Source organism: Ruegeria sp. YTSA168 (genome assembly GCF_059610045.1).
The window spans coordinates 1-23,241 of the sequence record NZ_JBXWMW010000004.1 but is presented as its reverse complement, the minus strand read 5'-3'; the positions used below and the strand labels follow the sequence as shown (position 1 = coordinate 23,241).

Annotated in this window: 24 protein-coding genes and 1 tRNA gene; 8 read left to right on the top strand and 17 right to left on the bottom strand. The window is 55.3% G+C overall.

Annotated elements, in window-relative coordinates; translation table 11 throughout:
- Positions 1 to 64: 64 nt before the first annotated feature.
- The 5 genes from AC2FFE_RS09385 to rpmH all read right to left on the bottom strand — a co-directional run bounded on the left by AC2FFE_RS09385 (position 65) and on the right by rpmH (position 3,462).
- A complete protein-coding gene (locus tag AC2FFE_RS09385; RefSeq protein WP_496819185.1) occupies positions 65 to 1,618 on the bottom strand; it encodes a putative bifunctional diguanylate cyclase/phosphodiesterase in 1,554 nt (517 codons plus the stop codon).
- 64 nt (positions 1,619 to 1,682) lie between these two features.
- Positions 1,683 to 2,576, bottom strand: coding sequence for a tRNA 2-thiocytidine(32) synthetase TtcA (gene ttcA, locus AC2FFE_RS09380; protein WP_496846488.1), 894 nt, complete (start codon positions 2,574 to 2,576; stop codon positions 1,683 to 1,685).
- A 57-nt stretch (positions 2,577 to 2,633) separates the two neighbouring features.
- Entirely contained in the window at positions 2,634 to 2,879 is a 246-nt protein-coding gene (gene yidD, locus AC2FFE_RS09375; protein ID WP_496846487.1) for a membrane protein insertion efficiency factor YidD, read from the bottom strand.
- Positions 2,876 to 3,301: a ribonuclease P protein component gene (gene rnpA / locus AC2FFE_RS09370; RefSeq protein WP_496846486.1), complete on the bottom strand. Its 426-nt coding sequence runs from the start codon at positions 3,299 to 3,301 to the stop codon at positions 2,876 to 2,878. Before rnpA ends, yidD begins: the two co-directional genes overlap by 4 nt.
- A 26-nt stretch (positions 3,302 to 3,327) precedes the next feature.
- The gene (rpmH, locus tag AC2FFE_RS09365; RefSeq protein ID WP_005980833.1) at positions 3,328 to 3,462 is read right to left on the bottom strand and encodes a 50S ribosomal protein L34; all 135 of its coding nucleotides are present in this window, start codon (positions 3,460 to 3,462) and stop codon (positions 3,328 to 3,330) included.
- Between the two features lie 296 nt (positions 3,463 to 3,758).
- Here rpmH and AC2FFE_RS09360 point away from each other — a divergent pair, with 296 nt between their 5' ends.
- The 6 genes from AC2FFE_RS09360 to AC2FFE_RS09335 all read left to right on the top strand — a co-directional run bounded on the left by AC2FFE_RS09360 (position 3,759) and on the right by AC2FFE_RS09335 (position 9,218).
- Positions 3,759 to 4,490: a TVP38/TMEM64 family protein gene (locus AC2FFE_RS09360; protein WP_496846485.1), complete on the top strand. Its 732-nt coding sequence runs from the start codon at positions 3,759 to 3,761 to the stop codon at positions 4,488 to 4,490.
- Between the two features lie 4 nt (positions 4,491 to 4,494).
- Entirely contained in the window at positions 4,495 to 5,913 is a 1,419-nt protein-coding gene (locus tag AC2FFE_RS09355) for a dihydrolipoyl dehydrogenase family protein (RefSeq protein ID WP_496846484.1), read from the top strand.
- Positions 5,914 to 5,932: 19 nt separating this feature from the next.
- A complete protein-coding gene (locus tag AC2FFE_RS09350; RefSeq protein WP_496846483.1) occupies positions 5,933 to 7,315 on the top strand; it encodes a sensor histidine kinase in 1,383 nt (460 codons plus the stop codon).
- A gap of 64 nt (positions 7,316 to 7,379) precedes the next feature.
- A tRNA-Arg gene (locus AC2FFE_RS09345) sits at positions 7,380 to 7,456 on the top strand.
- 147 nt (positions 7,457 to 7,603) lie between these two features.
- The gene (locus AC2FFE_RS09340) at positions 7,604 to 8,791 is read left to right on the top strand and encodes a tyrosine-type recombinase/integrase (RefSeq protein WP_496846482.1); all 1,188 of its coding nucleotides are present in this window, start codon (positions 7,604 to 7,606) and stop codon (positions 8,789 to 8,791) included.
- Positions 8,792 to 8,876: 85 nt separating this feature from the next.
- A complete protein-coding gene (locus AC2FFE_RS09335) occupies positions 8,877 to 9,218 on the top strand; it encodes a hypothetical protein (protein ID WP_496846481.1) in 342 nt (113 codons plus the stop codon).
- On the opposite strand, the gene AC2FFE_RS09330 is transcribed toward AC2FFE_RS09335, so the two are convergent.
- The gene (locus tag AC2FFE_RS09330) at positions 9,195 to 10,103 is read right to left on the bottom strand and encodes a c-type cytochrome (protein WP_496846480.1); all 909 of its coding nucleotides are present in this window, start codon (positions 10,101 to 10,103) and stop codon (positions 9,195 to 9,197) included. The genes AC2FFE_RS09335 and AC2FFE_RS09330 overlap by 24 nt on opposite strands.
- Positions 10,104 to 10,116: 13 nt before the next feature.
- Entirely contained in the window at positions 10,117 to 10,584 is a 468-nt protein-coding gene (locus AC2FFE_RS09325) for a c-type cytochrome (protein WP_496846479.1), read from the bottom strand.
- An 86-nt stretch (positions 10,585 to 10,670) separates the two neighbouring features.
- On the opposite strand from AC2FFE_RS09325, the gene AC2FFE_RS09320 reads away from it, so the two are divergent.
- Positions 10,671 to 11,516, top strand: a complete 846-nt coding sequence (locus AC2FFE_RS09320) for a LysR family transcriptional regulator (RefSeq protein ID WP_496846478.1) — start codon at positions 10,671 to 10,673, stop codon at positions 11,514 to 11,516.
- Positions 11,517 to 11,895: 379 nt separating this feature from the next.
- On the opposite strand, the gene dcsG is transcribed toward AC2FFE_RS09320, so the two are convergent.
- From dcsG to AC2FFE_RS09280, 8 genes are all read right to left on the bottom strand, one after another.
- Positions 11,896 to 12,849, bottom strand: a complete 954-nt coding sequence (gene dcsG, locus AC2FFE_RS09315; protein ID WP_496846477.1) for a D-cycloserine synthetase — start codon at positions 12,847 to 12,849, stop codon at positions 11,896 to 11,898.
- Positions 12,850 to 12,886: 37 nt separating this feature from the next.
- Positions 12,887 to 13,633 carry an SDR family oxidoreductase gene (locus AC2FFE_RS09310; protein ID WP_496846476.1) on the bottom strand — a complete coding sequence of 249 codons (747 nt, stop codon included), beginning with the start codon at positions 13,631 to 13,633 and terminating at the stop codon, positions 12,887 to 12,889.
- On the bottom strand, positions 13,630 to 14,853 hold the full coding sequence (metX, locus tag AC2FFE_RS09305; RefSeq protein ID WP_496846475.1) for a homoserine O-acetyltransferase MetX: 1,224 nt from the start codon (positions 14,851 to 14,853) through the stop codon (positions 13,630 to 13,632). The genes AC2FFE_RS09310 and metX overlap by 4 nt, the downstream gene beginning before the upstream one ends.
- A 51-nt stretch (positions 14,854 to 14,904) precedes the next feature.
- The gene (gene cysK, locus AC2FFE_RS09300) at positions 14,905 to 15,882 is read right to left on the bottom strand and encodes a cysteine synthase A (protein WP_496820801.1); all 978 of its coding nucleotides are present in this window, start codon (positions 15,880 to 15,882) and stop codon (positions 14,905 to 14,907) included.
- The gene (gene dapF, locus AC2FFE_RS09295; RefSeq protein ID WP_496846672.1) at positions 15,869 to 16,693 is read right to left on the bottom strand and encodes a diaminopimelate epimerase; all 825 of its coding nucleotides are present in this window, start codon (positions 16,691 to 16,693) and stop codon (positions 15,869 to 15,871) included. The genes cysK and dapF overlap by 14 nt, the downstream gene beginning before the upstream one ends.
- Before the next feature lie 29 nt (positions 16,694 to 16,722).
- Positions 16,723 to 17,541 carry an arginase family protein gene (locus AC2FFE_RS09290; RefSeq protein WP_496820800.1) on the bottom strand — a complete coding sequence of 273 codons (819 nt, stop codon included), beginning with the start codon at positions 17,539 to 17,541 and terminating at the stop codon, positions 16,723 to 16,725.
- Between the two features lie 60 nt (positions 17,542 to 17,601).
- Positions 17,602 to 18,471 carry a YqcI/YcgG family protein gene (locus tag AC2FFE_RS09285; RefSeq protein WP_496834454.1) on the bottom strand — a complete coding sequence of 290 codons (870 nt, stop codon included), beginning with the start codon at positions 18,469 to 18,471 and terminating at the stop codon, positions 17,602 to 17,604.
- Positions 18,472 to 18,538: 67 nt separating this feature from the next.
- Positions 18,539 to 19,747, bottom strand: coding sequence for an MFS transporter (locus AC2FFE_RS09280; protein ID WP_496846474.1), 1,209 nt, complete (start codon positions 19,745 to 19,747; stop codon positions 18,539 to 18,541).
- Between the two features lie 102 nt (positions 19,748 to 19,849).
- Between AC2FFE_RS09280 and AC2FFE_RS09275 the strand changes: the two genes are divergently transcribed.
- Positions 19,850 to 21,166: an aminotransferase-like domain-containing protein gene (locus tag AC2FFE_RS09275; protein ID WP_496820796.1), complete on the top strand. Its 1,317-nt coding sequence runs from the start codon at positions 19,850 to 19,852 to the stop codon at positions 21,164 to 21,166.
- 615 nt (positions 21,167 to 21,781) lie between these two features.
- Here AC2FFE_RS09275 and AC2FFE_RS09270 read toward each other — a convergent pair.
- Positions 21,782 to 22,081, bottom strand: coding sequence for a putative quinol monooxygenase (locus tag AC2FFE_RS09270; RefSeq protein ID WP_496821239.1), 300 nt, complete (start codon positions 22,079 to 22,081; stop codon positions 21,782 to 21,784).
- A 4-nt stretch (positions 22,082 to 22,085) separates the two neighbouring features.
- A complete protein-coding gene (locus tag AC2FFE_RS09265; RefSeq protein WP_496821238.1) occupies positions 22,086 to 22,550 on the bottom strand; it encodes a LysE family translocator in 465 nt (154 codons plus the stop codon).
- Positions 22,551 to 23,241 lie beyond the last annotated feature (691 nt).

The following is a 23,241-nucleotide window of genomic DNA, read 5'->3' as shown; positions in this document are numbered from 1 at the left end:
GAGTGCAGGCCCAAAGGTCAAGCGGAATCGGCTGTCAATTCGTCACGGATCACCCATATTGGGCTTAAAATCCGCCTTGTGATCCCGTTTGCCGGCCAATCTTCGGAACACCGTTGACCTTGTTGCGATGCGCAGCAATCCAATCCAGGGTTTTTTCAAAGGGCATCGGTTTTCCAATGCCAAATCCCTGAACATGGTTGCAACCAAGCTGCGCCATCAGCGCATGTTCGCCAGGGGTTTCCACCCCTTCGGCCAGGGTTTCAACTTTCAGACGTTCCGCCATGGTTAGGATCGCACTCGCAAGCTGTTGCTGGCTTGGGTCCTGATCAGATTTGGCCACAAAGGACCGGTCGATCTTGATCCGAGAGACCTGAAACCGTTTGATCGACGCAATTGAAGCATGCCCGGTGCCAAAATCGTCCAGATCAATGCAGCATCCAAGCGCGGCCATACCGGTGACGTTTCGCGTGATCACGTCATCGGGCCTACGCGAAAAAACGGTTTCCAGGATTTCGACCGCCAGCCTGTCCGGAGTGAGGTCGAATTGATCCATCTCCCATTTCAGGCGGTCGATCAGGCCGGGGTCTCGCAATTCATCAGATGAAAAGTTTATGCCGATCCGCGGCACGACAACTCCGGCCCGATCCCAATCTCGCATGGCTTTGAAGGCATGATGACGGATGGTTTGGCCGAACCGCTCCATCATCTCGGCCTGCTCGGCAAAGGGCAGAAACACATGCGGGCCCAATACGCCTTTTTGTGGATGCTCCCATCTTGCCAGTGCTTCAAACCCGGTGACCCTGCCGGTATCGGTGGAGATCTGCGGCTGAAACCACGGGCGGATTTCCCCACTGTTGAGGGCGGCCGCGAACTCTTTCTTCAGATTGGTGCGAATGCGAGAGCGGCGGCGCGTATCTGACGAATAGGCGCGAATCGTGGATGGGCCATTTTGCTGCGCCTCGACCAGTGCATTGTTGGCGGCGTCCTTCCACATTTCCGGGGTCCCGTCAGGTTCGCCTGAGCTGAGGCAGAACCCGATGGAGCATGAGACATATATACCGGTGCCGTTCAGCGGTATCGGATCTTCTATGGCCGACTGGATGCGCCCCGCCATTTGTATGCAGGCCTCTAAATCCAGTTGTTGCGCCGGACGCAGGGCAATCAGAATCCTGTTGCCGGCTAACCGGGTTACAAAGTCCTGGCTGCGGATGACCGTCAGGATGCGGTTGCAAACCTGTTCGGATATAAGGCTTGTTGCCGCCTGGCCGTGCAGATCGAGAATTTGAGTATAGTCATCCAGTGCAATGACAATACAGGCGGATACTTCGCCGCTTTGCTGTGAGGCATGAAACACCGCCTCCAACTCTGTATCGAAGCGGTCGTTGGTGAGAAGACCACCTGCCTGATCTGTCCCAAACTTTCCACCCGCCTTTGACCCAAATCGGCCCGCTGCCGCGACGATCAACGGCAGACCCAAAGCTGCGGCGACAAGCGCGCGTTCACCCCCGATCCAGAACGCACCAAGGCTGAGCGCAGGAATGAAGGCAAGGGCGGATGAGGAATTCAGCAGCGACGCAAGGTTGCGCGCCAGACGGTCAAAAGAAGGTAGGTTCCGCATCGGTTTCCAGGCCCTGAGAAGTGATCACAGGCCCTGACCGTATGAAACCAATCTGAGTCAGCCGTTAACGCAGGTGCGGAATTTCGCCTGAATTTTCAGGTTTTTTGCCTGGTTCCAAAGAAAGCCCTGCGAAATCGAACAGTTTCGGGTCCAGCAGGTGTGATGGTCGGGCGTTGGTCAGCGCGCGGAACATGACCTGCCGCCGACCGGGGCTGTTCTTTTCCCACTGATCCAGAATCTGTTTGACCTGCTGGCGTTGCAACCCGTCCTGACTTCCGCACAGATCGCAGGGAATGATCGGGTAGCGCATGGCATTGGCAAATTTCTCGCAATCGATTTCGGCCACATGGGCCAGTGGGCGAAAGACGAACAGATCGCCCTCTTCATTGACCAGCTTGGGCGGCATCGTGGCCAGACGACCGCCATGGAACAGGTTCATGAAGAAGGTTTCCAGAATATCGTCTCGGTGATGGCCCAGCACAACGGCTGAACACCCCTCTTCGCGTGCGATACGATACAGGTTACCGCGACGCAGGCGAGAACACAGTGCACAATAGGTGCGACCTTGTGGGACTTTGTCCACTACGATCGAGTAGGTGTCCTGATATTCGATCCGGTGGGGTACATCCATGCGCTTCAGGAACTCAGGAAGGACGGTGGCGGGAAAACCGGGTTGCCCCTGATCCAGATTGCAGGCCAGCAGATCGACAGGCAGCAGGCCACGCCACTTTAGCTCATAGAGAACGGCAAGCAGGGTATAGCTGTCCTTCCCCCCGGACAGGCAAACCAGCCATCGGGGGGGCTTGCCGTCCTTGTCATGGGCAGAGGGATCCACCATCCCGTAATGTTCGATGGCCTCGCGGGTCTGGCGTACGATACGTTTGCGCAGCTTCTTGAACTCGGTAGTCGAGGGCGCGCCAGCGAATAGCGGGTGGATATCATCTGCTTCGTCAAACATGGGCCTGCCCTAAAGAGTTTGAGTCACCCCGGCAAGATAAATGCCGGGTTTTGAGCATCAGGTTTTGTCTTTACACGTCTGGCATTCTGGAACCGGATCGTACCCGTCACCCCCCCAGGGATGGCACCGCCCGATTCTGCGCGCGGCAAGCCATGCCCCCTTTATCGCCCCATGCTTCTCAAGTGCTTCCAGTGCGTAGGCCGAGCAGGTGGGTTGATAGCGGCAGTTGAACCCAACCCAGGGGCTAAAGATCAACCGATACGCCCGGACGGGCAGGGCGACGATTTGAGCCAGAAAGGTCATTTGCCCGTGCCGTGGATTTTTCGCAGCGCGTATTTCAGATCGTTCAGCAGAGAATCATAGGGGCAGGCCCCGGTGACCTCGGCACGTCCGATCAATACATAATCCCAGCCATCATGACCTCGGGTAGGAAGAATGGCACGCGCTGCTTCGCGCAAGCGCCGTTTGGCGCGGTTGCGGGCGACTGCGTTGCCCACTTTCTTGGAACAGGTGAACCCAACACGAATACCTGGTGCTTCATCGTGCGCGCGCTTGCGGGCCTGCACCATCATCGAAGATGTCCCTTGCCTGCGCGCGCGGGCAGCTTTCAGAAAATCTGGCCGGTTCTTAAGAACCGTCAAAGATACTGGCGCGCAAACAGAAACCGCCGGGGGCTTCTCCCGGGGGTGGTTCTTACCAACCTCAGGGGCCTCCGGCGGCGTCATGTTCATAACCTGACAGGTCGAGCGGTTTACGCGCTCAGCGACTTGCGGCCACGTGCGCGGCGCGCGTTCAGGATTTTACGGCCGGCCTTGGTGGCCATGCGCGCGCGGAAACCATGGCGGCGTTTGCGAACCAGGTTCGAAGGCTGATAGGTGCGTTTCATCGCTCCGTCTCCAATCTATAGCGGTCGGGTGCGGCGCGGATTCGCCTGGCCCTAGTGTTCGAAGCCCGTCCTCTACTGCTAAGCGGGGGGTAAGTCAAACCCCAAGACGGGGGTTTTGACACCTTTTGCAACAATTCTGTAACCGGGCCGTCGAAAAGGTTTCAGATTCCGGGTTTTGCGCCCGAAACCCTCACATTCCCTGCCACATAGTTCAAGGCCGCGTGAGGGACCTGTCGTTTCGCGGTCGGGCAACGCATGTTGGGGTCAGAATGAAACAGACCAAGCCGGACGCACCCATGAGTGAAACAACCCAGCCACCGCGCAGCGGCGTTGCGCGACATATCCCACTGCTGGTGATCCTTGCGGTCGCAGCGCTCGGGTTCTTCACGCTTGGCGATTACCTGAGCTTTGAGACCCTGCGCGATAATCGTGAGGCCCTTCTGGCCTGGCGGGACGCAAATTACTGGGCCATGGCCGGTGCCTTCATCGCAATCTACATAGTGATTGTGGCCTTCTCCTTGCCCGGTGCAGCCGTGGCTTCGATGACTGGTGGCTTCCTGTTTGGCCTGTTCGCGGGAACGGTATTCAATGTTTTTGCGGCAACCATTGGCGCATCGGCGATTTTCCTGGCCGCCCGTTGGGGTTTGGGTGAATCGCTGACCGTGCGGCTGGAATCCTCGGAAGGCACGGTCAAAAAGCTTAAAGACAGGCTGCGCGAGAATGAGATCTCGGTGCTGTTCTTGCTGCGGTTGGTCCCGGTCGTTCCCTTCTTTGTCGCCAATCTGGTGCCCGCACTGGTCGGAGTGAAGTTCCGTAACTTCCTGATCACCACAGCGCTGGGGATTATTCCGGGTGGGATTGTTTACACGTGGATCGGCGTCGGGCTGGGCGGTGTGTTCGATCGGGGTGAAACGCCTGATGTGTCCCTGCTGTGGGAGCCGTTCGTGATCGGCCCCATCATCGGTCTTTGCGTGTTGGCAGCTCTGCCCATCGTGATCAAAGCCCTGCGCGGCAAAAAGGACGCCTGAACGCATGAAGAAAGTGAAGACGGATATCCTGGTGATCGGGGCCGGATCGGGCGGATTGTCGGTTGCCGCAGGGGCTGCACAGATGGGGGCCGATGTGGTCCTATTGGAAGGCCACAAGATGGGGGGCGACTGCCTGAACTTTGGCTGCGTCCCATCAAAGGCGCTGATCGCGAGCGGCAAAACGGCTTATGGGCAGGCGCACGCCTCGCCGTTTGGCGTGGCGGATGTTACGCCTCAGGTCGACTATGGTGCAGCGAAAGATCATGTCCATGATGTGATCGCTCAGATCGAGCCGATGGACAGTCAGGAGCGGTTCGAGGGCTTTGGCGTGACAGTCATCCGAGAGTTTGGCGCCTTCCTGTCGCCAACCGAGGTGCAGGCCGGGGACACTGTGATTACTGCGCGCCGGGTCGTGATTGCGACCGGGTCATCTCCGTTGATCCCTCCGATCCCCGGTTTGGACAAGGTGCCGTTTTATACCAACGAAACCATTTTCGATCTGCGCGACCAACCGGACCATCTACTGATTATCGGTGGCGGCCCCATAGGCATGGAAATGGCGCAAGCGCATATTCGGTTGGGGTGTAAAATCACAGTGATCGAAGGCACGAAGGCGCTGGGCAAAGATGACCCCGAGGCCGCGGCTGTAGTTGTGGACACCCTGAAGGCGGAAGGCGTCGATATCCGCGAGCAAGCCATGGTCGCTCAGATACGTGGTGAGGACGGCAAGATCGAAGTTGTGACCGAGAGCGGCGATATCGTTTCTGGCACCCATCTGTTGATGGCCGCCGGGCGCAAGGCGAATGTGGATCGTTTGAACCTTGAGGCTGCAGGCATCGACCGAACACGCACTGGCATCAAGGTCGACGACGCATTGCGTACGACCAACCGCAAGGTTTATGCCATAGGCGATGTTGCAGGTGGGCTGCAGTTCACCCATGTTGCGGGGTATCATGCTGGCATCATTATTCGGTCAGCTTTATTCGGACTGCCCTCAAAAGCCAAAACGGCGCATATTCCTTGGGCAACCTATACCGACCCGGAACTCGCTCAGGTCGGTTTGACCGAGGCGCAGGCCCGCGAACAACATGGTGAGGCGATGGAAATTGCCCGGTTTGACTATCACCACAATGACCGCGCAATTTCTGAACGAAAGACCAGGGGTTTCATCAAGGTGATGGTCGTCAAAGGCCGCCCGGTTGGCGCAACTATCGTGGGGCATCAGGCCGGAGAGTTGATCAACTTGTGGTCTCTGGCGCTGGCCAATAACCTCAAGATGGGTCAGATCGCCGCGATGGTTTCGCCCTATCCGACGATCGGAGAGCTTAACAAACGCGTCGCGGGTGCTTATTTCTCGCCGAGGCTGTTTGAGAATCAGACAGTTAAACGAGTGGTCAGGTTCGTCCAGCGCTGGATTCCCTGACCCAAAGAAGGAGCGTCAATTGAACTCGCTGTCGGGCCGTTTCCTGATCTTGACGACGGTCTTCGTGATGCTGGCTGAGATCCTGATCTTTGTCCCGTCGATTGCGCGCTTTCGGGAAGACTTTCTGCTAAACCGACTGGAGCGCGCGCAGATCGCCTCTCTGGCGTTGTTGGCAGATGACATGCTTGCTGACGAACTTGAGGCCGAACTGCTGGAAAACGCGGGCGTCTACAATGTCGTGCTTCGGCGGGATGAAGTACGGCAATTGATGCTGTCATCCGCCATCCCGGAACAGATCAGCAATACATATGATCTACGGGATGCAGGCCCCTGGATGCTGATCCGTGACGCGATGGCCCGTATATTCACCGCCGAGAATGAAGTTATCCGCGTGATTGGGGAGCCGGTCAAAAGGGCCGGTTTGTTGATCGAGGTGACTATTGACAGTGCGCCTTTGCGGATGGCGATGATCGACTATGGTCTTCGCATTCTCGGCCTGTCCTTCGTGATTTCGATCATCACCGCATCTTTGTTGTTTCTGGCGGTCCGCGTTGTCCTCGTCCGCCCGATCAAGGGGGTTGTCGGCTATATGCAGCGTTATGCCAGTGCGCCCGAGGATGCGCGCGGCATAATCTCGCCCAGCTCGAAGGTGACCGAACTGCGCGAGGCGGAAGAAGCCCTACAGATGTTGCAAACCGACCTGACACAGGCGTTGAAACAGCGCGAGCGGTTGGCGCAACTGGGCGGGGCTGTGGCCAAGGTCAGCCATGATCTGCGCAATATCCTGACTTCTGCACAGCTTTTTACCGACCGGATTGAGGCGAGCGATGATCCGTTGGTCAAACGCATGGCGCCCAAGCTGGTCAATTCGATCACCCGCGCCGTTTCCCTGTGCGAAGGCACTTTGGCTTTTGGGCGTGCGGAAGAGCCCGCACCAACCCTGACCATGGTAAATGTTCGCGATATCGCCGCCGATGTGGCTGCAAGTGAGCAGCTGGCGGTGGCCGATGCCTGCGTTGAGATTGCGAATGAGGTCCCGGAGGATCTGATCGCACGGGCTGATGCGGAACAATTGTATCGGGTCATCATGAATCTTGTCCGCAACGCGCGCCAAGCGCTGGTTGCCTTTGGTAGACCAGGTCGGATTGTCATCGCCGGGTTTGAGCTTGATCGTACCTGGTCGATTGAAATCCGTGATACCGGCCCCGGCCTGCCGCCCAAAGCGCGCGAGAATCTGTTCACCCCGTTCCAGGGCGGTGTGCGCAAAGGCGGGTCCGGTCTGGGTCTGGCGATTTCATGGGAGTTGGTGCGCGGCCATGGCGGCGATCTGGTGCTGAAAGACACCGGACCCGATGGAACAACCTTTGAAATAAGGCTTCCACGCGGCGACGAGACTTTTTGAGGAATTTTTACAGAATCGACTTGCACGTCCACCGCACCGGGTCTACATAGCGCCTCACCAACGCGGACCGATAGCTCAGCTGGATAGAGTACTTGACTACGAATCAAGGGGTCGGGGGTTCGAATCCTCCTCGGTCCGCCACTTGGTGATGCTCCTAAATTTTGAGAGACACACTAGGTCGTTTAAACCCTAGAGTTTTATGGCTGCAGCAGCGCTGGTGGGTTTCATTGGATTTTACCCGATAACACAAGTATACTTTCATTGAGTGGTATATTTTGTGGTATTTTCATGGCTGCGCTCAGCGGGAAGCTGACAAAGAAGCTAGTAGAGAATCTTGGTCCGGGTCGGCATGGCGACGGTTCTGGACTGTATCTTGTAGTTGATCCCTCTGGTGCGCGCCGCTGGATTGTGCGCGTAACGGTCAAAGGACAGAAGAACCGAAAGGGGGCACCACTGCGCACGGATTTCGGTTTAGGCGGCGCTGATGTTGTCACACTAAACCAAGCGCGCGAAAGGGCACTGGAATACAGGCGGATGGCGAAGGTCGGTTTGAACCCGCGCTTCAACGCCCTGCGCGAAATCCCGACATTCGAAGAGCTCAGCCGTCAGGTCCATATCGACCGCCTGCCAATATGGAAGAATGCCAAGCATGGTCAGCAGTGGCTCAACACTTTGCGCGACTATGCGTTCCCAAAGATCGGGCGCATGCCAGTCGACAGCATTGATCAGCCCGAAGTGCTGATGTGCCTGTCCCCCATCTGGACCGAGAAACACGAAACCGCAAAGCGACTGTCGCAGCGGATCAAGACAGTACTCGACGTGGCAAAGTCCAAGGGGTTCCGCTCGGGCGAGAACCCGGTGACTGCGATCCGCGAAGGCAAAGTACTGCCTTCCGTCAAAGCCAGGGTGCAGCACCATGACGCGATGCCGTGGCAGGAGGTGCCCGCGCTCTATGCCGAGTTGCAGACCCGCTCAGCCATGGCTGCCAAGGCGTTGCAATTCACCATTCTGACTGCCTGCCGGACCTCAGAGGTGCTGGAGATGAAATGGCCCGAGGTGGATGTCGATGCGCGCCTGTGGACCATACCTGCGGAGCGTATGAAAGGCGGTCAGTTCCATCGCGTGCCTCTCACCGACGAAATGCTGGTAATTCTGGAGCCGCTGCGGGCGCTGGCCTCTGACTATGTGTTTGAGGGTCAAAAGCGGCATCAGCCCTTGTCGAACATGTCCATGCTGATGCTGCTGCGCCGGATGCGGCAGGATGGAGTCACCGTGCATGGCTTCCGCAGTTCGTTTCGGGACTGGGCGGCGGAGGCGGCAAACGCACCGCGTGAACTGACTGAGGCGGCTTTGGCCCATCAGATTGGGTCTGACGTGGAGCGGGCTTATGCACGGTCGGATTTGTTGGAACGGCGGAGGGAGTTGAGCCTTAATTGGAGCAAGTTTGTTTGCGGATCTAAAAAAAAGAAGGAATGACTCAACGTGTTTTGCCCCATAAATCACCACGACTGGGCAGAAGTTCGCGAAATGTCTCAAGACTGGGCTACTAGGCTGTTACGCGATGATCAAGTCCCCGGCGTGGCGGGCATTGTCCGGACCTGCAGTGAAGCTCTGGCTGGAGCTTCACACCCGCTTCAATGGCAGCAACAACGGCAAGGTGTTTGTGTCGATGAATGAGGCGGCAGAGATTCTAGGCCTAGGTAAGGCCACTGTTCAGCGTGCTTTCGATGATCTGCAGGACAAAGGCTTCCTTGTACTGGAGCAGGAAGGCAACTGGTATCACCGTCGGGCCCATGAGTGGCGGTTGACGACCAAGGCGACCCAGGCCCGGTCCGGCAGGAACAGCATCTGGTCCCCGCAGCATGGCGACAAAGGACTGTTACTCGGATGGAAGCCCCGTTGACGAAACAGGAACAGCTTTGAGATAGGCGGCAATCGCGAAACGGTCCTCATCCGTGAGGCGTGACGTGTTCTCGATGACCTCCACCATCTCACCACCAGCGCTGTCATAGTCCGGCGTGAAGCCAGATTTCAGGTATTCGGCAATGTCGGCCTCGGACCAATCAAGCTGATCTGAGGTTAGGCCGGGGATACGTCCCTTTCCGCTGGGGCTTGGCGCTCCCGTCAACCAGAGATTGTGTTGCATACCCCCTAAGCCGTTGCGTGGCGTATGGCATTCGGCGCAGTGACCAAGAGCCTCCACCAAGTACCGGCCATGCCGTTGTTGGTCGGTCAGATCACCTTCGACCACCCAACCTGGCGACATGAACAGGAGCTTCCATCCACCCAATCCGCGCCGAACGTTGAACGGAAAACCTACCTCATGCGAGAGGCTTTCGGCTTCGGACGCTGGCAGGGTGCCAAGGAATGCATGGAGCGAAACGACGTCGTCCTCCGACATATTGGCGTAAGATGTATAGGGGAATGCTGGAAAATAGTGCTGCCCTTCGGGTCCCGTTCCATGGATCAGAGCATTGGCCAGGTCCAGGGCAGACCAAGACCCAATACCAAGTTCTGGGTCACTGGAAATGTTGGGGGCAATGAACGTGCCGAATTCCGTCTCAAACCGGCGACCACCGGAGAGCATGAGCTTGTCCGCACCAACCGCATCCGCCGCTGAATGACAGGATGCGCATCCTGCGGCGTGAAACACGATTTCACCTCTGGTGAGATCCGGGTGCAAACCGTCGAGTTTAGATTGATCCATTCTTTGTGGTCGGGTCAGCACCAAACCGGCTAACCCAACCAAGAGTGCAACGAAAGCGGTGAAAAGGAAAAACCGCTTCACAGCTATCTACCAATTAGTCTTTCGGTGCTCTGTACGCTTTGTGACATGCCGAACAGCTTCCACCCAGATTGCCCATAGCCGCTTTCAGGGCATCAACATCTTGGCCAGCCGCAGCCTGCATCGCAACAGCGGCATCTGCCATAGCCTGCCCTTTCACACCAACGTCAGGGAAGTTTTCCCAGATTGCCGGCAGCGCTCGGGTGGACGGATCGGACACATTGTCAGATCCCTGGGGCCACATAGCGGATTGGTCGATCTGCGTTAGCACAACAAGGTTGTTTGCAGCCCGTGTTGCGGCCTCGGCCTCATAATCCACCTCGCCTTTGGCCATGCCGCCAAGTGTACCAAGATTGAAGGCATAGAGCTGCATGATTGAGGTTCGCGCTTTCACAGCCGGGTTTTCACTTTCGTGGGCGATTGCTGTGCCAATGGCGGCCAATGAAAAAAGACCTGCCGCGCAGATTGAGAACTTCTTCATCATGATGTGTCTCCCTGTTCAATGCTCCGAATGTTAGCTTGAACGAATTTTCTTGTAATTGTTTGTTATTGATCGTCACTTGTTAATTTATGAACAACGATAACTGGGATGATATTCGATACGCGCTAGCCGTAAGCAAATACGGTTCGTTGAACGCGGCGGCGACGGCCATGGGCGTCACGCATGCTACAGTCTTGCGCAGGGTGGCCGCATTCGAAGAGCGCAATGGCTGCCGGATTTTTCAGAAAAGCCCGTCAGGGTATTCGGTTCTGCCCGAAGCCAGTGCAATCTTTTTGGCCATGGAAAGCGTTGAAGAAGCGGTGCTTTCGGTGGAGCGGGCGGTTGTCGGAGCAAATCGTTCCCCAATGGGTCAGGTGCGCGTTACATCGACCGATAGTCTTTGTCAGGTTGTTCTCCCTCGCATCATAAACGAGATCTCAGTCCTTTACCCAGGTTTGAAACTGACTCTGCTAAGCCAGAACAGCCACCATGATCTTTCCCGACTGACAGCAGACATTGCTGTGCGCCCATCGATAAAGCTAGGGGAAGGGCTGATCGGGCAGCGCGCGGGAACGCTGTCATTTGGCGTCTTTGACGATGGTTGCCCCAACCGCAAGTGGATGAGGCTTGACGGAGCGTTGAGCCGTTCACTCCCAGCTAAATGGCTAGCGGAGAATGTGGACTCAGACGAAATGACCAACGGAGCAGACAGTTTTCTGGTGCTACAGCAGATGGCCGCCTCAGGAGTGGGCAAAACCTTTCTGCCGTCATTTTTTGGCGACGTGGATACCCGCCTTAAACGGTCGAAGGACGTGAATCCTAAGATCGAGGTTCCACTATGGGTCGCGACGCTAGAAGAAATCGCCCAAACTCCAAGGTTTGCCGTTGTTCAGAAGGCGTTGGTTGAACGCATTTCAGAAGCGCTAGCTAAGTGATTTCATGCAACAGAAACATTCGAGTTCTTACATTTTTGACTTTCCAAATTTGCAAATCCCAGTCGGAAATGTCCGCTTTGGGGTTACTGCGGTCCTTTGGAGAAAAATGCGGGTGGCAGCAATGTCCGCGTTGCGGACATTCGGGGAATATCGATCAATGGCAGGTGTGCGGACTTTGCCGACATTGACGTTTGGCCACTTTGCTGACGCAGCATTCATTGGTATGCGCTGCAGTCTATATGCTGCATTGCAGCCTAACTCACTATAGCTGTCATTGCTGAGAGGAACCGCGGGGTCCCGGGGATGCCATACCCCGCCCGTCGTTAGGCGGGCTAAAAGCAGAATAGGGTGTTACGGTCGATTGGGTACTGGATTGTTATCAGCCGGAGCCGACTCCTTGTTTAAGCTGTTGGATATCTGCACCTGCAGTATCGATAGAAACTAGTCTATTCGCAATTGCTTTTGCGAAACGATCCGGGCTTCCAGGTGCAAACTGTAAGCTAAGGGAGGGTTCTGATATCTCCAGTTCAAGAACAACAGGAGCACCGTTTTGGTCCTCGACTAAATCAACGCGAGCATAAAGTAGCGGTGAATCCAATCCGAATATCTTGGTCACTGCCTTTAGCGCACTAATTCCTACTTCCCGTTCATCTGGAGAAGCTGCCCGCGCTGAGCGCATGTCAGTGCTTGGAACATTTACTGTGCCGTCGGGCATTAAAAGTGCCGCTTTTCGGATAGCATGACTGTAGTGGCCGTCGAAAAAGATCATGTCCGTTTCGCCGAGCTCATCAATCGACGTGAGGTATGGTTGAATGATGACGCTGTGGCCGGTTGCAAAAAGCGTTTCGGCATGCCGTATGGCAGCTTCGATGTTTTGGCGCGAGAAGCGACCAACGTTCTGGGAATAAGCGCCAACTGTTGGCTTTATGACAAGTTCATTGCATTCCGGGTGATCTTCCAGGAAGGATTGGAGGCGGTCACCGATCTTCGCATTTGGAGGCAAGATTTCTGTCGGCACTATAGGGACATCGAGCGCTTCGAGGTCTTTCAAGTACGTTTTGTCCAAACCCCAACTGATTACTGCCAGAGGATTGATGAGATGAGTCTGCGCATCTACGTGAGCGCACCAATCTCGAAATCTCTTGAGATGTTTGGTGTAGCTCCAAGGCGAGCGTAGCAGAACGGCATCACACTTTCCCCAGGGAACGCTGGGATCAGTCCATTCAACTATTTCGGGCTGTACTCCTTGAGCAACGCAGGCATCAATCAGCAAGTCCATATCGAAGTCGATTGGCAAACTTTCTGAATCGGTGACGAGAGCAACATGCTTCATTTTTTCAAACCTTATTGACTGAGAATGCGGGGGGTGTTCACCACGGAATAATCCGGTCGAGATGGACATATGATCCGGAAGGTCCATCCGATCCAAGCAGCGCCATTTGGACGCTAGTACGGGCTCCTTCGGGTATCTCCAGATCACCTAGCCCATCGTTCATGTCGGTTTTGGTGTAACCTGGGTGAACGGCATTCACTTTGATCGGCGTATCCCGCAGCTCGTATGCAAGATGCGCGGTCCAGGAATTGACCCCGCATTTCGACGCACTGTAAGCAGGCAATGACTTGAACATGTCACTATAGGCATAAGAGCTGCGATCGCTATGGGTTCCAACTGAACCTAATAGGCTAGACACATTGACAATGCGCCCTGCTTCGCTGTTTCGGATCAGTGAGAGCAGAGCTTGTGTAACTTCAACTACGCCGAAGAGGTTAGTTTCGAACGTCTCCCGCCACTTCCACATGGGTTGTACAGATGGCGCGATACCATAGTCCTCAATTCTTATGGCTGCGTTGTTGACCAATATATCGAGCCGACCAAAGGTGCTGGCAATCCATTCCGCTGCGTGACTAACCGATTCTGGGTTGGTCACGTCCAACTGGATTGGAGTGGCAATCAGTTTTTCGCCGCAAAGCATATGAGCCGCAATATTGGCGTGCTCAAAGCTTCTACCGGACAGCAGAACGTGAGCACCTGATTGTGCGATCTGACGCGCAATTTCGAATCCTATTCCACGGTTGGCTCCGGTCACCAGAGCAATCTTTCCAGCATCTTTTTTCATAGGACGAATTCCTCCCTTGCTGCCACAATTGGTGCTGCGCGAACGACCGGAGGCTTTCGCCCGAGATCGGAAAGGAAGCTAGCGATTGGTGCCCCGAATGACGGAATATCGACGAGGAAGGCGTCGTGGCCCTGATGGCTATCCAATTCAGTAAATTGGGTTCTTGCGTCAGCGGCGCGTAAGCCATCGGCGATCTGGCGTTGTTGATACAATGGAAATAGAATATCTGTATCCGTGCCCAGGACCAAAGCGCGTTCCAGTGTGAGTTGTGACAAAGCTCTGTCGGCACACCCTTTCGCTTGGTCTGCAATATCAAACAGATCAATGCACTGGCTCAAGTACAGATAGGAATTCGGATCAAACCCCCGCAGGAATCTCCTTGCATGGAATTCAAGATAACTCTCGACGGCGAACTCTGGGCGACATTGCATTCCACCTCGTTGGCTGGCCGAACCACTTGCGGTCACATTTCGGCCAAATCGCGCTTGCCACTCAGTCGCAGACCGATAGGTGATAAGCCCAAGTTTTCGAGCAATCGACATGCCCGCAAGCGGGTAACTCTCGTTGCTGTACTGTCCAGACCGCCAGTTTGGATCGTCTTGGATAGCCTGTCGCTGGAGCGAACGCACGGCTAACGCGAACGGAGATGCATGCGCGGCGCTCGAAACACTAATATGAGTACGAGCGAGACCCGGATGACGAGAAATCAGAGATAGTGCACTCATCCCGCCCATTGAACAACCAATCACACATGCCAAGGTCTCGATTTCAAGGGCGCGCACGGCAAACGCTGCCGCATCTGCAATGTCTTCGATGCTGAGTTGAGGGAAATCAAGTCTGTACGTGCGAGTATTGTCGGGAACAAGAGATGCTGGACCGGTAGAGCCCTTACAACTTCCCAACGAGTTGACACAGATTACAAACCATGTGTCGGTGTCGATGGCTTTGCCAGGACCAACCATACGTTCCCACCAGCCGGCTTCCCGATTCGTGGGCGAAGAGGCGGCGTGCGCATCCGGTGACAATCCCGTCAGTATGAGAATTGCGTTGTCGCGCCCCCGCGAAAGTGTCCCCCAAGTTTCATAGGCTAGGATACCTCCCATGAGACACCCTCCGCGTCTCATGGGAAACTCCTCAGGTAACGACAAGAAGCGACTGCCAGGCGGGATAAATTCACGACTGGAATGGGTGGGTAGCTTGGTCAATGGCTGTTCCAGCATTGCATATGTCCTCCTTCTCTGACGAGAACGCGTGAGCGTGAGGTGTATAGATCAGGCTGTTTCCAACTCGCGGTCCAGTGAATCGAGCCACTCGTCATCCGACCCTTCGCTCACATCTTCCATGAGGAATGTGGATAGATAACGTTCACCTGTATCCGGCAGCATGGCCAACAAAACAGAACCACGCGGAGCGGTATGGGCGACCTCAAGAGCCGTCGCGAGCGTTGCCCCAGCTGAAATGCCAACAAAGATGCCTTCTTCAGCAGCCAGCCGACGAGCTGTGTCGCGTCCGACTGTTTCGTTTATGGGTTGAAGGTGGTCGATGACGGTCTGGTCCATGACGCTTGGTACGAAGTTTGGCGCCCACCCTTGAATTTCATGCAGATTCCACGACTTTCCAGCCAGAACCGCGGCGTTCTCTGGTTCCGCGCAAACTACTTGCACATCTGGTCGAGCACGTTTCATCATTTGACCAACACCGGTCAATGTTCCGCTGGTACCAAAGCCGGTTACGAAATAATCGAGACGTTTTCCTGCGAAATCACTCAGAATTTCGGTTGCGGTCGTTTCACGATGGTAGGCTGGATTTGCAGGGTTATCGAATTGCCGTGCCCGGAACCACCCGTGCTTGTCCGCCAGGTCATCAGCGATTTTGTTGCCTCCACTGCTGCCCAATTCACCAGGAAAAAGCAGCACCTTGCCGCCGTATGCTCTGATCAGCTTGCGCCTTTCGAGTGAATAGGTATTCGACATTACAGCGACGAATTTGTAGCCACGAGCTGCCGCCACCATAGCCAGCGCTATGCCCACGTTGCCGGACGTGCATTCGACGATTGTGTCGCCTGGTTTCAGTAGACCTTTTGATTCAGCATCGAGGACTACGGCGAGCGCAAGCCGGTCTTTCACCGAACCGCCTGGATTGAAAGACTCCACCTTGACGTAGATGTCTACATGCTCTGGTGGGATTCGGTGCAGCTTTACAATCGGCGTCCGGCCAATGGTATCTAGAATGCTATCAAATAGTGGCATAAGCGAATTCTCCTTCAAAAACAAAGGCTGCAGGGCCTGTCATTGTGATTGGTGCCTGATGATTGTCAGGCCAAGATATCTGAAGCGTCCCACCAGGCATCGAAACTGAGACATCTCGACCGACCCGGCCTTGCTGCATCAGGTACGACGCAGCAGCGCAGGCACCGCTTCCACATGCGAGGGTTTCCCCTGCGCCAAATTCGAAGACACGCAACCGCAAGTGATCTGGATCAACAATTTCTACGAAACCGACACAGATGGTTTCTGGCAGTTCAGGTATCTTCTGAAGCAGCCGTCCGACTGTTTTGACGGGTGCACCCTTTATGTCCTGAACCTCGATCACGGCATGTGGATTGCCCATGGACACTGTGCCAAAGCGAATGACATTGCCCTCAGGTGTTTCGAGTGAATAGGGAGGGCTTTGTTTCTTAAAGCCGTGAAGGGGTAGTACGTCCGGATCGAAAGACGGCGGTGCCAACTTGACAGAGTATGTATCGCGACCGAGCGACATGATTTCGAGTGGCCCGGACGGGCTATCAAGTTCGAAAGCATCAGAAGCGGTGAGCCCGGTCCTTTGAGCCCATGCAGCGATGCATCTGGCACCATTTCCGCATTGCCGTGAAGTTTGCCCGTCAGAGGTCCAGATACGGAACGAGACCAATGCGCGAGGTGAACGTGGCGGCTCAATCCCTAGCACGAGGTCGCACCCGATCCCGGTGTTTCGATCGGACATTGCCGCACATAATTCGGGCGTTGGCTCCGAACGTCCCCGCAGATCAAGAACGACAAAGTCGTTGCCGGCACCGTGCATCTTGGTGAATGGGATGTGCTCAAGCCCGGTCAAACGACTACCTCCGGCTCAAGCAAAGGCTCGATTATGCTCAGGATGTGCTTCAACGGTGCGCGACTCTCGGATTCCGAAAGCGGTGCGTGGAACTCTGCAAGTTCCAAGCCGACAAGTTGACCAGAGGGAATCGCCTGGAAAATCTCGCGCAATTGTTTCGGCAGAAACCCGTGCGGTACACTGTAATCGGCAGGTATGTGGCCGGGCTCCATTACATCCCAATCAACATGAATCCAGACTGGTGCTTTTCCCACGGCCTCGCGTACGGCGTCAGGCGTCGCCTCTTCGGGCGGCAAAATTCGGACACCGGACCTACGCAGATGCGCGAGCTCTTCGGGGTCGATGTCGCGTGCGCCGACCAAAATCACCTGATCAGGGCGTAGCCCTTTTCCGTGCCCACTGTCCCAAAGACCACAAGCCCCGGCCAGCACCATACCACCCAAATATCCAGAGCCTGTCGTATCCGGCGTGTTGAAATCGCCGTGTGCATCGACCCAAAGCAGTATGGCTTCCGGATATCGCTCAGCAAGGGTTGGCAGCGAGCCAAGACTGGCCGAGCAAGTATTGGCGACCATGATAGGTGTTCGGCTTGCTTCGATGCTGTCCGCGATGGCGGCCTGCAGGCAGACCAAAGTCTGTTCTGCCTCTGGAAGGCTGAGCGTCCAGTCGTCAGTTTTCGCAGGCTCAGGCGTTCCGAAATACTTCCCTTTGAGTCCAAGGGCTTCTTCCAGCATTCTCGCGGTCTGCAATGCGCCCTCGATTGTGCGTTCTTTGCGATCTGCTATTCTTCCTTGGGAAACTATGAGTTCGAACATATCTAGTGTGTCCTTTTGGGATCAGGTTGGAATTTCTGAATCAGGCGAGTTCAATCGACGTTAGGTTGTTTCAGTTCCTTTCTCTCCAGCTCGTCCAGGGGCCAAATGTTCACCGGTATGTGGGCATTTCTGGGTGATGCTGGGCGATCGGGTCGATTTGAAGGGGCATCTATCTGTACGGATCTCGTTTTTGTCGGTGAGGCTGTACTGCCACCACTCGAGGCTATCTTCCCCATAGGACCCAAGTTGAGGACAGTGTGGCTGACCATCGTAAGTAAGAATTCGTTCGCGGATGTTCGCCCGGGCTCTTCGACCGGCAGGGGTATCGCCTGCAACTTTGTCAAACCGCTCGCGCGGATTAATGACCAATTTGAAATGTTTCCCTAAATTTCGGCTCGCCCGCCTTTGGTGAGCTGGATTGCTCATATTGCAAAAAATTGGCATCCCGCTAAAGCACATCGACCAAGCCGTCGAGCCGGGGTCAGACGGTACATCCTGGGGCCAAGGTTGATTGTCCAATGAATGAAGGCGTAGGAGCGTTCGCCATCCAAAGGCGTGATATTCTTCGACGCTGCGGGCCGAGATAGCGTTTTCTGAAAACGCAACGACCAGTGGATAGGCCGTGTTTAACTCGCCATTCCAATCTGAACTCACCTCGACAAAGGCCATGAGCCCCTTTGCCAAACGTTTCATATCTTCCAGGCCATTTCCTTCGACAAAGATAAACTTCAGCAGGCCCTTACGGATCGCGTTCTTTGAAAACACACACGGAAATCCGTTTTCGTTGGCCAGGCGGTCGTAAACGTCGTCGTAGGCTTCCCTGTGCCATCCCTGCGCAGTTGCCGCAACGTAAGGTTGCGATTGCAATACTGTGACACTCGTTGTGACACGCTGTTCAGTGCTCAATAAATCATTAACATCTGTTGTCATGGCTTCAAATTTTCCCTTGATGAAATGGGTGCGATTTACCCTGACCTGCGACAACGTATTCGCGGCTTTAGCCTGATTTGACCGCCGGTGCCGACTCGCCGCGGAATGTTGGCTCTTCGGTTAGGTTTGCGGGTTCGGTACGGCCGGTCGATCTGCCTAACCATCCAACCGCAATTGTTACGGCGACGAGCAGCGAGGCAAAAACCGACATTGCTGTGAGAAGGCCAAACTTATCGGCCATGGCGCCACTTGCAATCGTTGGCAGCGAAAACCCAACATACGCATAGACAAACAACCCGGCAGCGGCGCGTGCGCGGTTTTCCGGCGCGCGGATTGCAAACTCCGATAGGCTCGACAGATATGTAAATCCATAGCTAGCCGAACTTGTGATCGCCGTTCCTGCAAGAACCAGCCAGATTTCCTGGAGCCCGACGCCAACCAACACCATGAGAAAGCCGAGCGGCACGAGAATAAATCCAACTCGCAATGCGCTTATGTTCGTCAACCTACGGGCCAGCGGCTGCGACAGAAACCCAACGAAGATGGCCAGGAATATGACCAACCCAGTATATGCCCCGAGTCCCTGCGTATGAAGTTGCAGCGGAACAACTGCAATGGTCATACCGGTGGTAGACCAGGCAAGCGCCAGCGCCATTCCGTATTGCCATGTTCTTTCAGGAAAGACAGGCAAACGCAGCATGGCCACTTTTTGCGGGTTGTCTGCTTTGGGTAGAGCAAGCACTACCAGCGCCAAAATTGGGGCAACAAGGAATAGAGCGACAAAGCTGACAGGCATAATGCTTGGACCCCACTGGGCGAGGCTGAGACCAGTTGCCAGCGCGCCGCCCCCAAAACCCAATGAGGTGGCGGACGTTACCAGCAATGTGGCTTGTCTCGTACGATCTTGACTGAATAGCTCAGCCATGTATGCCGTCCCGGCTGTGGTAGCGAATCCTGTGGAAACCCCCAGAACAAAACGGGCAAATACCAAGGAGGGCCACGTAGGAGCGACAACCAACAGTGCCGTTCCGCCGACGCCCAAGGCTAGCGCCATCGCCACTGGTGACCTGCGACCAATTCGGTCTGACATGCCGCCGAGCAAGATCAGCGTGGGCATCAAACCTGCTACATACGCGGCGAAGCCAATCGTGACCGCGGTTGCCCCAACACCGCTGTTCTCCGCATATACAGAATACAGCGGAGCTTGCAGATTTACTGCATAGGTTGTGGTAAACAACGCGAACGCGAGAATCGCGTGGCTAATGGTCTCTCGCATGGTGACATCCTTCAGAAAACTAAACCTGAGGTTGACACGGAACCGCCGTTATCACAATTATTGCATTGTACTAAGGACAGCGGAAAAGTGCTGAGGCCAAACATGGTTTATCTGGACCTAGCAGAAAAATTGGTAGCGCAGATCAAATCCGGTGAAATCCCCCCTGGAACGCGCCTGCCAACACACAGGGCCTTTGCAGAGCAAAACGGAGTGGCTTTAGCGACAGCAACGCGTGCGTACAAAACACTGAAGCAAAGGGGCTTCATTGTAGGGGAAGGCGGACGTGGCATGTTCGTCAGAAACCCGGAATTACCGCTCACCCTTGGAATCGAACAGTTTGAGGATGCGCCGCCGATTGACCTGGTGTTCAACATGCCAGCCGATCCCGGTGACGGGGACGTCCTGCGGTCCGGTTTGCGTTGGCTCGCCAGACGCGGAGACCTAAATTCTGTTCTGCGCTATCAACCACATGGCGGGGTGTTGAGTGAGCGGCGGACCATCGCTGCTTATCTCTCAAACAGAGTTGGAGAGATCGATGCAGAGAACTTGTTCATCACATCCGGCGCCCAACACGGACTTTCGATTGTCGCCCTGGGTCTCCTAAAGCGAGGCGACATCGTTGCAACTGACCAGCTAACTTATCCGGGGTTTCGCGCAGTAGTCGGTTTACGGGACCTTTCGCTACACTCAGTTGCTGAGAGCGAAGGAAGCATGAATCCGGAATCCTTGCTTCGTCTTTGCAAAACCAAATCAGTCCGCGCGGTCTATCTCACCCCTACCGTTCACAATCCACTAGGATCGGTGATGGACGAGAAAACGCGCCGGGAAATTGTCGCTGTCGCCCGACACTTTGACTTATTGGTAATAGAAGACGGAGCCTACGATTTTCTTGAAACTGACCCGCCGCCAAGTTTTCTTCAACTTGCGCCGGAGCGGTCCGTTTACATTGGCGGTGTGTCCAAGGTTTTGGCGACGGGCCTGCGACTCGGGTACATAGTGGTGCCTCCGGACTTGGCTGGAGCTGTGACGATGGCGATCCGGGCAACAACTTGGAACACACCGGCTGTTATTACCGCATTGGTTACGCACTGGATCGAAGATGGCTCAATCTTGGAATTTGAGAACAGGCGTAGGGAGGCCGGTGCCAGAGGGCAGCGGCTTTGCCATGAGTATTTGAACGGATACGGTATCTGTTCACATCGAAACGCTAGCTTCACTTGGGTGCGTTTACCGAAACGAAAGCGGGCTGATCCGATCGTATCTATGCTGGCGGAAAGGGGTGTCGCAGTTTCCTCGGCAGAGCCATATGCAGTGCCACCCGGCACGGATAATGCACTACGTCTGGCCTTTGGGGGAATCAGCGAGGAAGGTCTAACGCTAAGTTTAGAGAGTATCTGCAGAGTTGTAGACATGGCTTAGTTCCATAGTGAACTTTGGCTCAGTCGGGTAACAATTGAACATCACAACATCAAACCTTCCGCCTGTCGCTCGGTAGCCCAATAATCGGACGCTGGCGCGACCGCGGTAATAGTTCACTAAGTACCGCGCTTTACTCATTGCCTGATGAAAATTCGCTGCGCCCGGCACGAATGGCCGCTCGCTACGCCGCATTACCGTGCTCAAATTGAAGCGCACGCGGCAAAATCTGCGCTGTTTGCACTTGCAGCGAGAAAATCAAATTCACAGTGAGGGCTCAACGCAGTCTTTCGCTGCAACAGGCTTGAATGAGTGCTTTGCGGACTTTTCCGTCATTCATTTTTCGCGCTTTGCTGACGCAGCATTTGTTTGCAGTCGCGGCACATGTGTTGTTGCAACGCAGCGCCTGTCGTCGATTCGGTCATTCATAGGGGTTGTTATGGCCGCCCCCGAGACCGTGCTTTCGCCGCACGCCGTTCGGATAACCGAGACGCGCAAGAAGCGCCATTTCGCTGCATCAGCTCGAACGGCTGCTATCTGTTGCGAGCAACTAAACCAGCCCGATTTCCTCTCGAAAGAACGGCCTTATGTCACGAAGGGTGCAAAAGGAATACGTTCTCAGTGTGCAGCCTTTGCGACTAGATCATCAACGGCTGCGAGAAAATGCGGCGAAGCGTTGTGCGCGTCCCACCCAGAGGCATCTTCGTAAAGCTCATAAACAAAGAACTGCGAAGGATCATCAGGTGATCTGTAGGGCATGAAGAACTTCATGCCCGGTTCCGCGTTTGATGGTCCGGCCAAATTCTGGAGGATTTCAGCTACGGCGTCAGCTTCCGCTTCCTTGGCCGTGATCCGCACCATCACCGCGAAACCTGTATTGAGGTTTCGGGCCGCTGAATTGTCGTCGTAGGCTCCCATCCGTTCAACCCCGATCCGTCAGCAATCGAAGACCTGCGAGGCCGAAGAATGCGCCAAGCGCACCTTGGATGAAGCGGCGCGCGCGCCCGTAAACGCGCACCATCATCGGGGTTGAAAAAGCCACCGCATAGAGAAGGTGGATCACCACTGACAAGACAAACGTGCCGCCCACAATCGCGCCAGCGACCCACAGCGATGCACCGGGAGCAAGGCCGAGCGAGATAATCGCGATCCACGCCAATGCAGCTTTCGGGTTCGTCATTTGGATGATATATCCACGCCTTGCGTAGCCCCAGGCGGTGCGTCGGCCGCCTGCAAGCTCTGTGGTGTCAATATCGTGGGCAAATGCCGCTGACCGAAACGCCTTGTACGCTAACCAGAGCAAATAAAGACCGCCAAATACTTTGATGATGAGAATAGCCGAAGCGTAGGTAGCAAGCAGGGCTGATAGCCCGATTGCGGTAAGCACCGCTCACGTGAGAGTGCCTGTCGCAACACCCATGGCAAGTGCCATGCCAGAAGGACGGTTCACCGCCATAGAGGTTCCGATCACAGCGAGGACGTTTGGACCGGGGCTTGCAATCGCCATCAAAAATGCGCCGTAAGAAAGCAGGATGCCCGGCAGGTAGGGGGAGATGTTTTCCGTTAAATGTAGCCTCGCTGAAGAATAATAATGTTCGCACTATGTTCTGCGCCACGATTTTCCGCAAGCATTTGTTGATCAGCCAATAACGGTAGATCGCGATAGCAGCCATTCATACTCCGCGCAGCATCGGTGATTTGGGCGCGCAGTCAGATTTCGCCGCCAGGCGTGTGAACTGTAGCTCCTGATTTGCTAACGGTTGCTCATCCAAAGACAGATCGCGATATCAAGGGCTTGGGGTGAAGGTCCGATGACGGGTCTGAACCTGCCTGCCGCGCTGGCTTTGCCGCGTGAGTATTAGGCCGTTGTGAGCCCATTTTGATCGATGCTGCTCGATGCCTCAATGACGGAAATGCGCAGACAGCAGATTTTGCTTAGTCGAGCAAACTGCCCAGTGCAGACAAAGGGCTTGGCTTCAATGGCAGCAATGCATCCTAAACCGGATGGGGTGGATGGCTCCTGCTCCACCGGCGTCGCAATGCGCCATAATGCAGTTGTCTATCACTGCTAGGAAGGA

What these genes read in the sequence shown, in the direction of transcription:
- AC2FFE_RS09385 (WP_496819185.1), bottom strand. Translation starts at nt 1,618, where the DNA reads ATGCGGAACCTACCTTCTTTTGACCGTCTGGCGCGCAACCTTGCGTCG.
- ttcA (WP_496846488.1), bottom strand. Translation starts at nt 2,576, where the DNA reads ATGTTTGACGAAGCAGATGATATCCACCCGCTATTCGCTGGCGCGCCC.
- yidD (WP_496846487.1), bottom strand. Translation starts at nt 2,879, where the DNA reads ATGACCTTTCTGGCTCAAATCGTCGCCCTGCCCGTCCGGGCGTATCGG.
- rnpA (WP_496846486.1), bottom strand. Translation starts at nt 3,301, where the DNA reads ATGACGCCGCCGGAGGCCCCTGAGGTTGGTAAGAACCACCCCCGGGAG.
- rpmH (WP_005980833.1), bottom strand. Translation starts at nt 3,462, where the DNA reads ATGAAACGCACCTATCAGCCTTCGAACCTGGTTCGCAAACGCCGCCAT.
- AC2FFE_RS09360 (WP_496846485.1), top strand. Translation starts at nt 3,759, where the DNA reads ATGAGTGAAACAACCCAGCCACCGCGCAGCGGCGTTGCGCGACATATC.
- AC2FFE_RS09355 (WP_496846484.1), top strand. Translation starts at nt 4,495, where the DNA reads ATGAAGAAAGTGAAGACGGATATCCTGGTGATCGGGGCCGGATCGGGC.
- AC2FFE_RS09340 (WP_496846482.1), top strand. Translation starts at nt 7,604, where the DNA reads ATGGCTGCGCTCAGCGGGAAGCTGACAAAGAAGCTAGTAGAGAATCTT.
- AC2FFE_RS09335 (WP_496846481.1), top strand. Translation starts at nt 8,877, where the DNA reads ATGATCAAGTCCCCGGCGTGGCGGGCATTGTCCGGACCTGCAGTGAAG.
- AC2FFE_RS09325 (WP_496846479.1), bottom strand. Translation starts at nt 10,584, where the DNA reads ATGATGAAGAAGTTCTCAATCTGCGCGGCAGGTCTTTTTTCATTGGCC.
- AC2FFE_RS09320 (WP_496846478.1), top strand. Translation starts at nt 10,671, where the DNA reads ATGAACAACGATAACTGGGATGATATTCGATACGCGCTAGCCGTAAGC.
- dcsG (WP_496846477.1), bottom strand. Translation starts at nt 12,849, where the DNA reads ATGAAGCATGTTGCTCTCGTCACCGATTCAGAAAGTTTGCCAATCGAC.
- AC2FFE_RS09310 (WP_496846476.1), bottom strand. Translation starts at nt 13,633, where the DNA reads ATGAAAAAAGATGCTGGAAAGATTGCTCTGGTGACCGGAGCCAACCGT.
- metX (WP_496846475.1), bottom strand. Translation starts at nt 14,853, where the DNA reads ATGCTGGAACAGCCATTGACCAAGCTACCCACCCATTCCAGTCGTGAA.
- cysK (WP_496820801.1), bottom strand. Translation starts at nt 15,882, where the DNA reads ATGCCACTATTTGATAGCATTCTAGATACCATTGGCCGGACGCCGATT.
- dapF (WP_496846672.1), bottom strand. Translation starts at nt 16,693, where the DNA reads ATGCACGGTGCCGGCAACGACTTTGTCGTTCTTGATCTGCGGGGACGT.
- AC2FFE_RS09290 (WP_496820800.1), bottom strand. Translation starts at nt 17,541, where the DNA reads ATGTTCGAACTCATAGTTTCCCAAGGAAGAATAGCAGATCGCAAAGAA.
- AC2FFE_RS09285 (WP_496834454.1), bottom strand. Translation starts at nt 18,471, where the DNA reads ATGACAACAGATGTTAATGATTTATTGAGCACTGAACAGCGTGTCACA.
- AC2FFE_RS09280 (WP_496846474.1), bottom strand. Translation starts at nt 19,747, where the DNA reads ATGCGAGAGACCATTAGCCACGCGATTCTCGCGTTCGCGTTGTTTACC.
- AC2FFE_RS09275 (WP_496820796.1), top strand. Translation starts at nt 19,850, where the DNA reads ATGGTTTATCTGGACCTAGCAGAAAAATTGGTAGCGCAGATCAAATCC.
- AC2FFE_RS09270 (WP_496821239.1), bottom strand. Translation starts at nt 22,081, where the DNA reads ATGGGAGCCTACGACGACAATTCAGCGGCCCGAAACCTCAATACAGGT.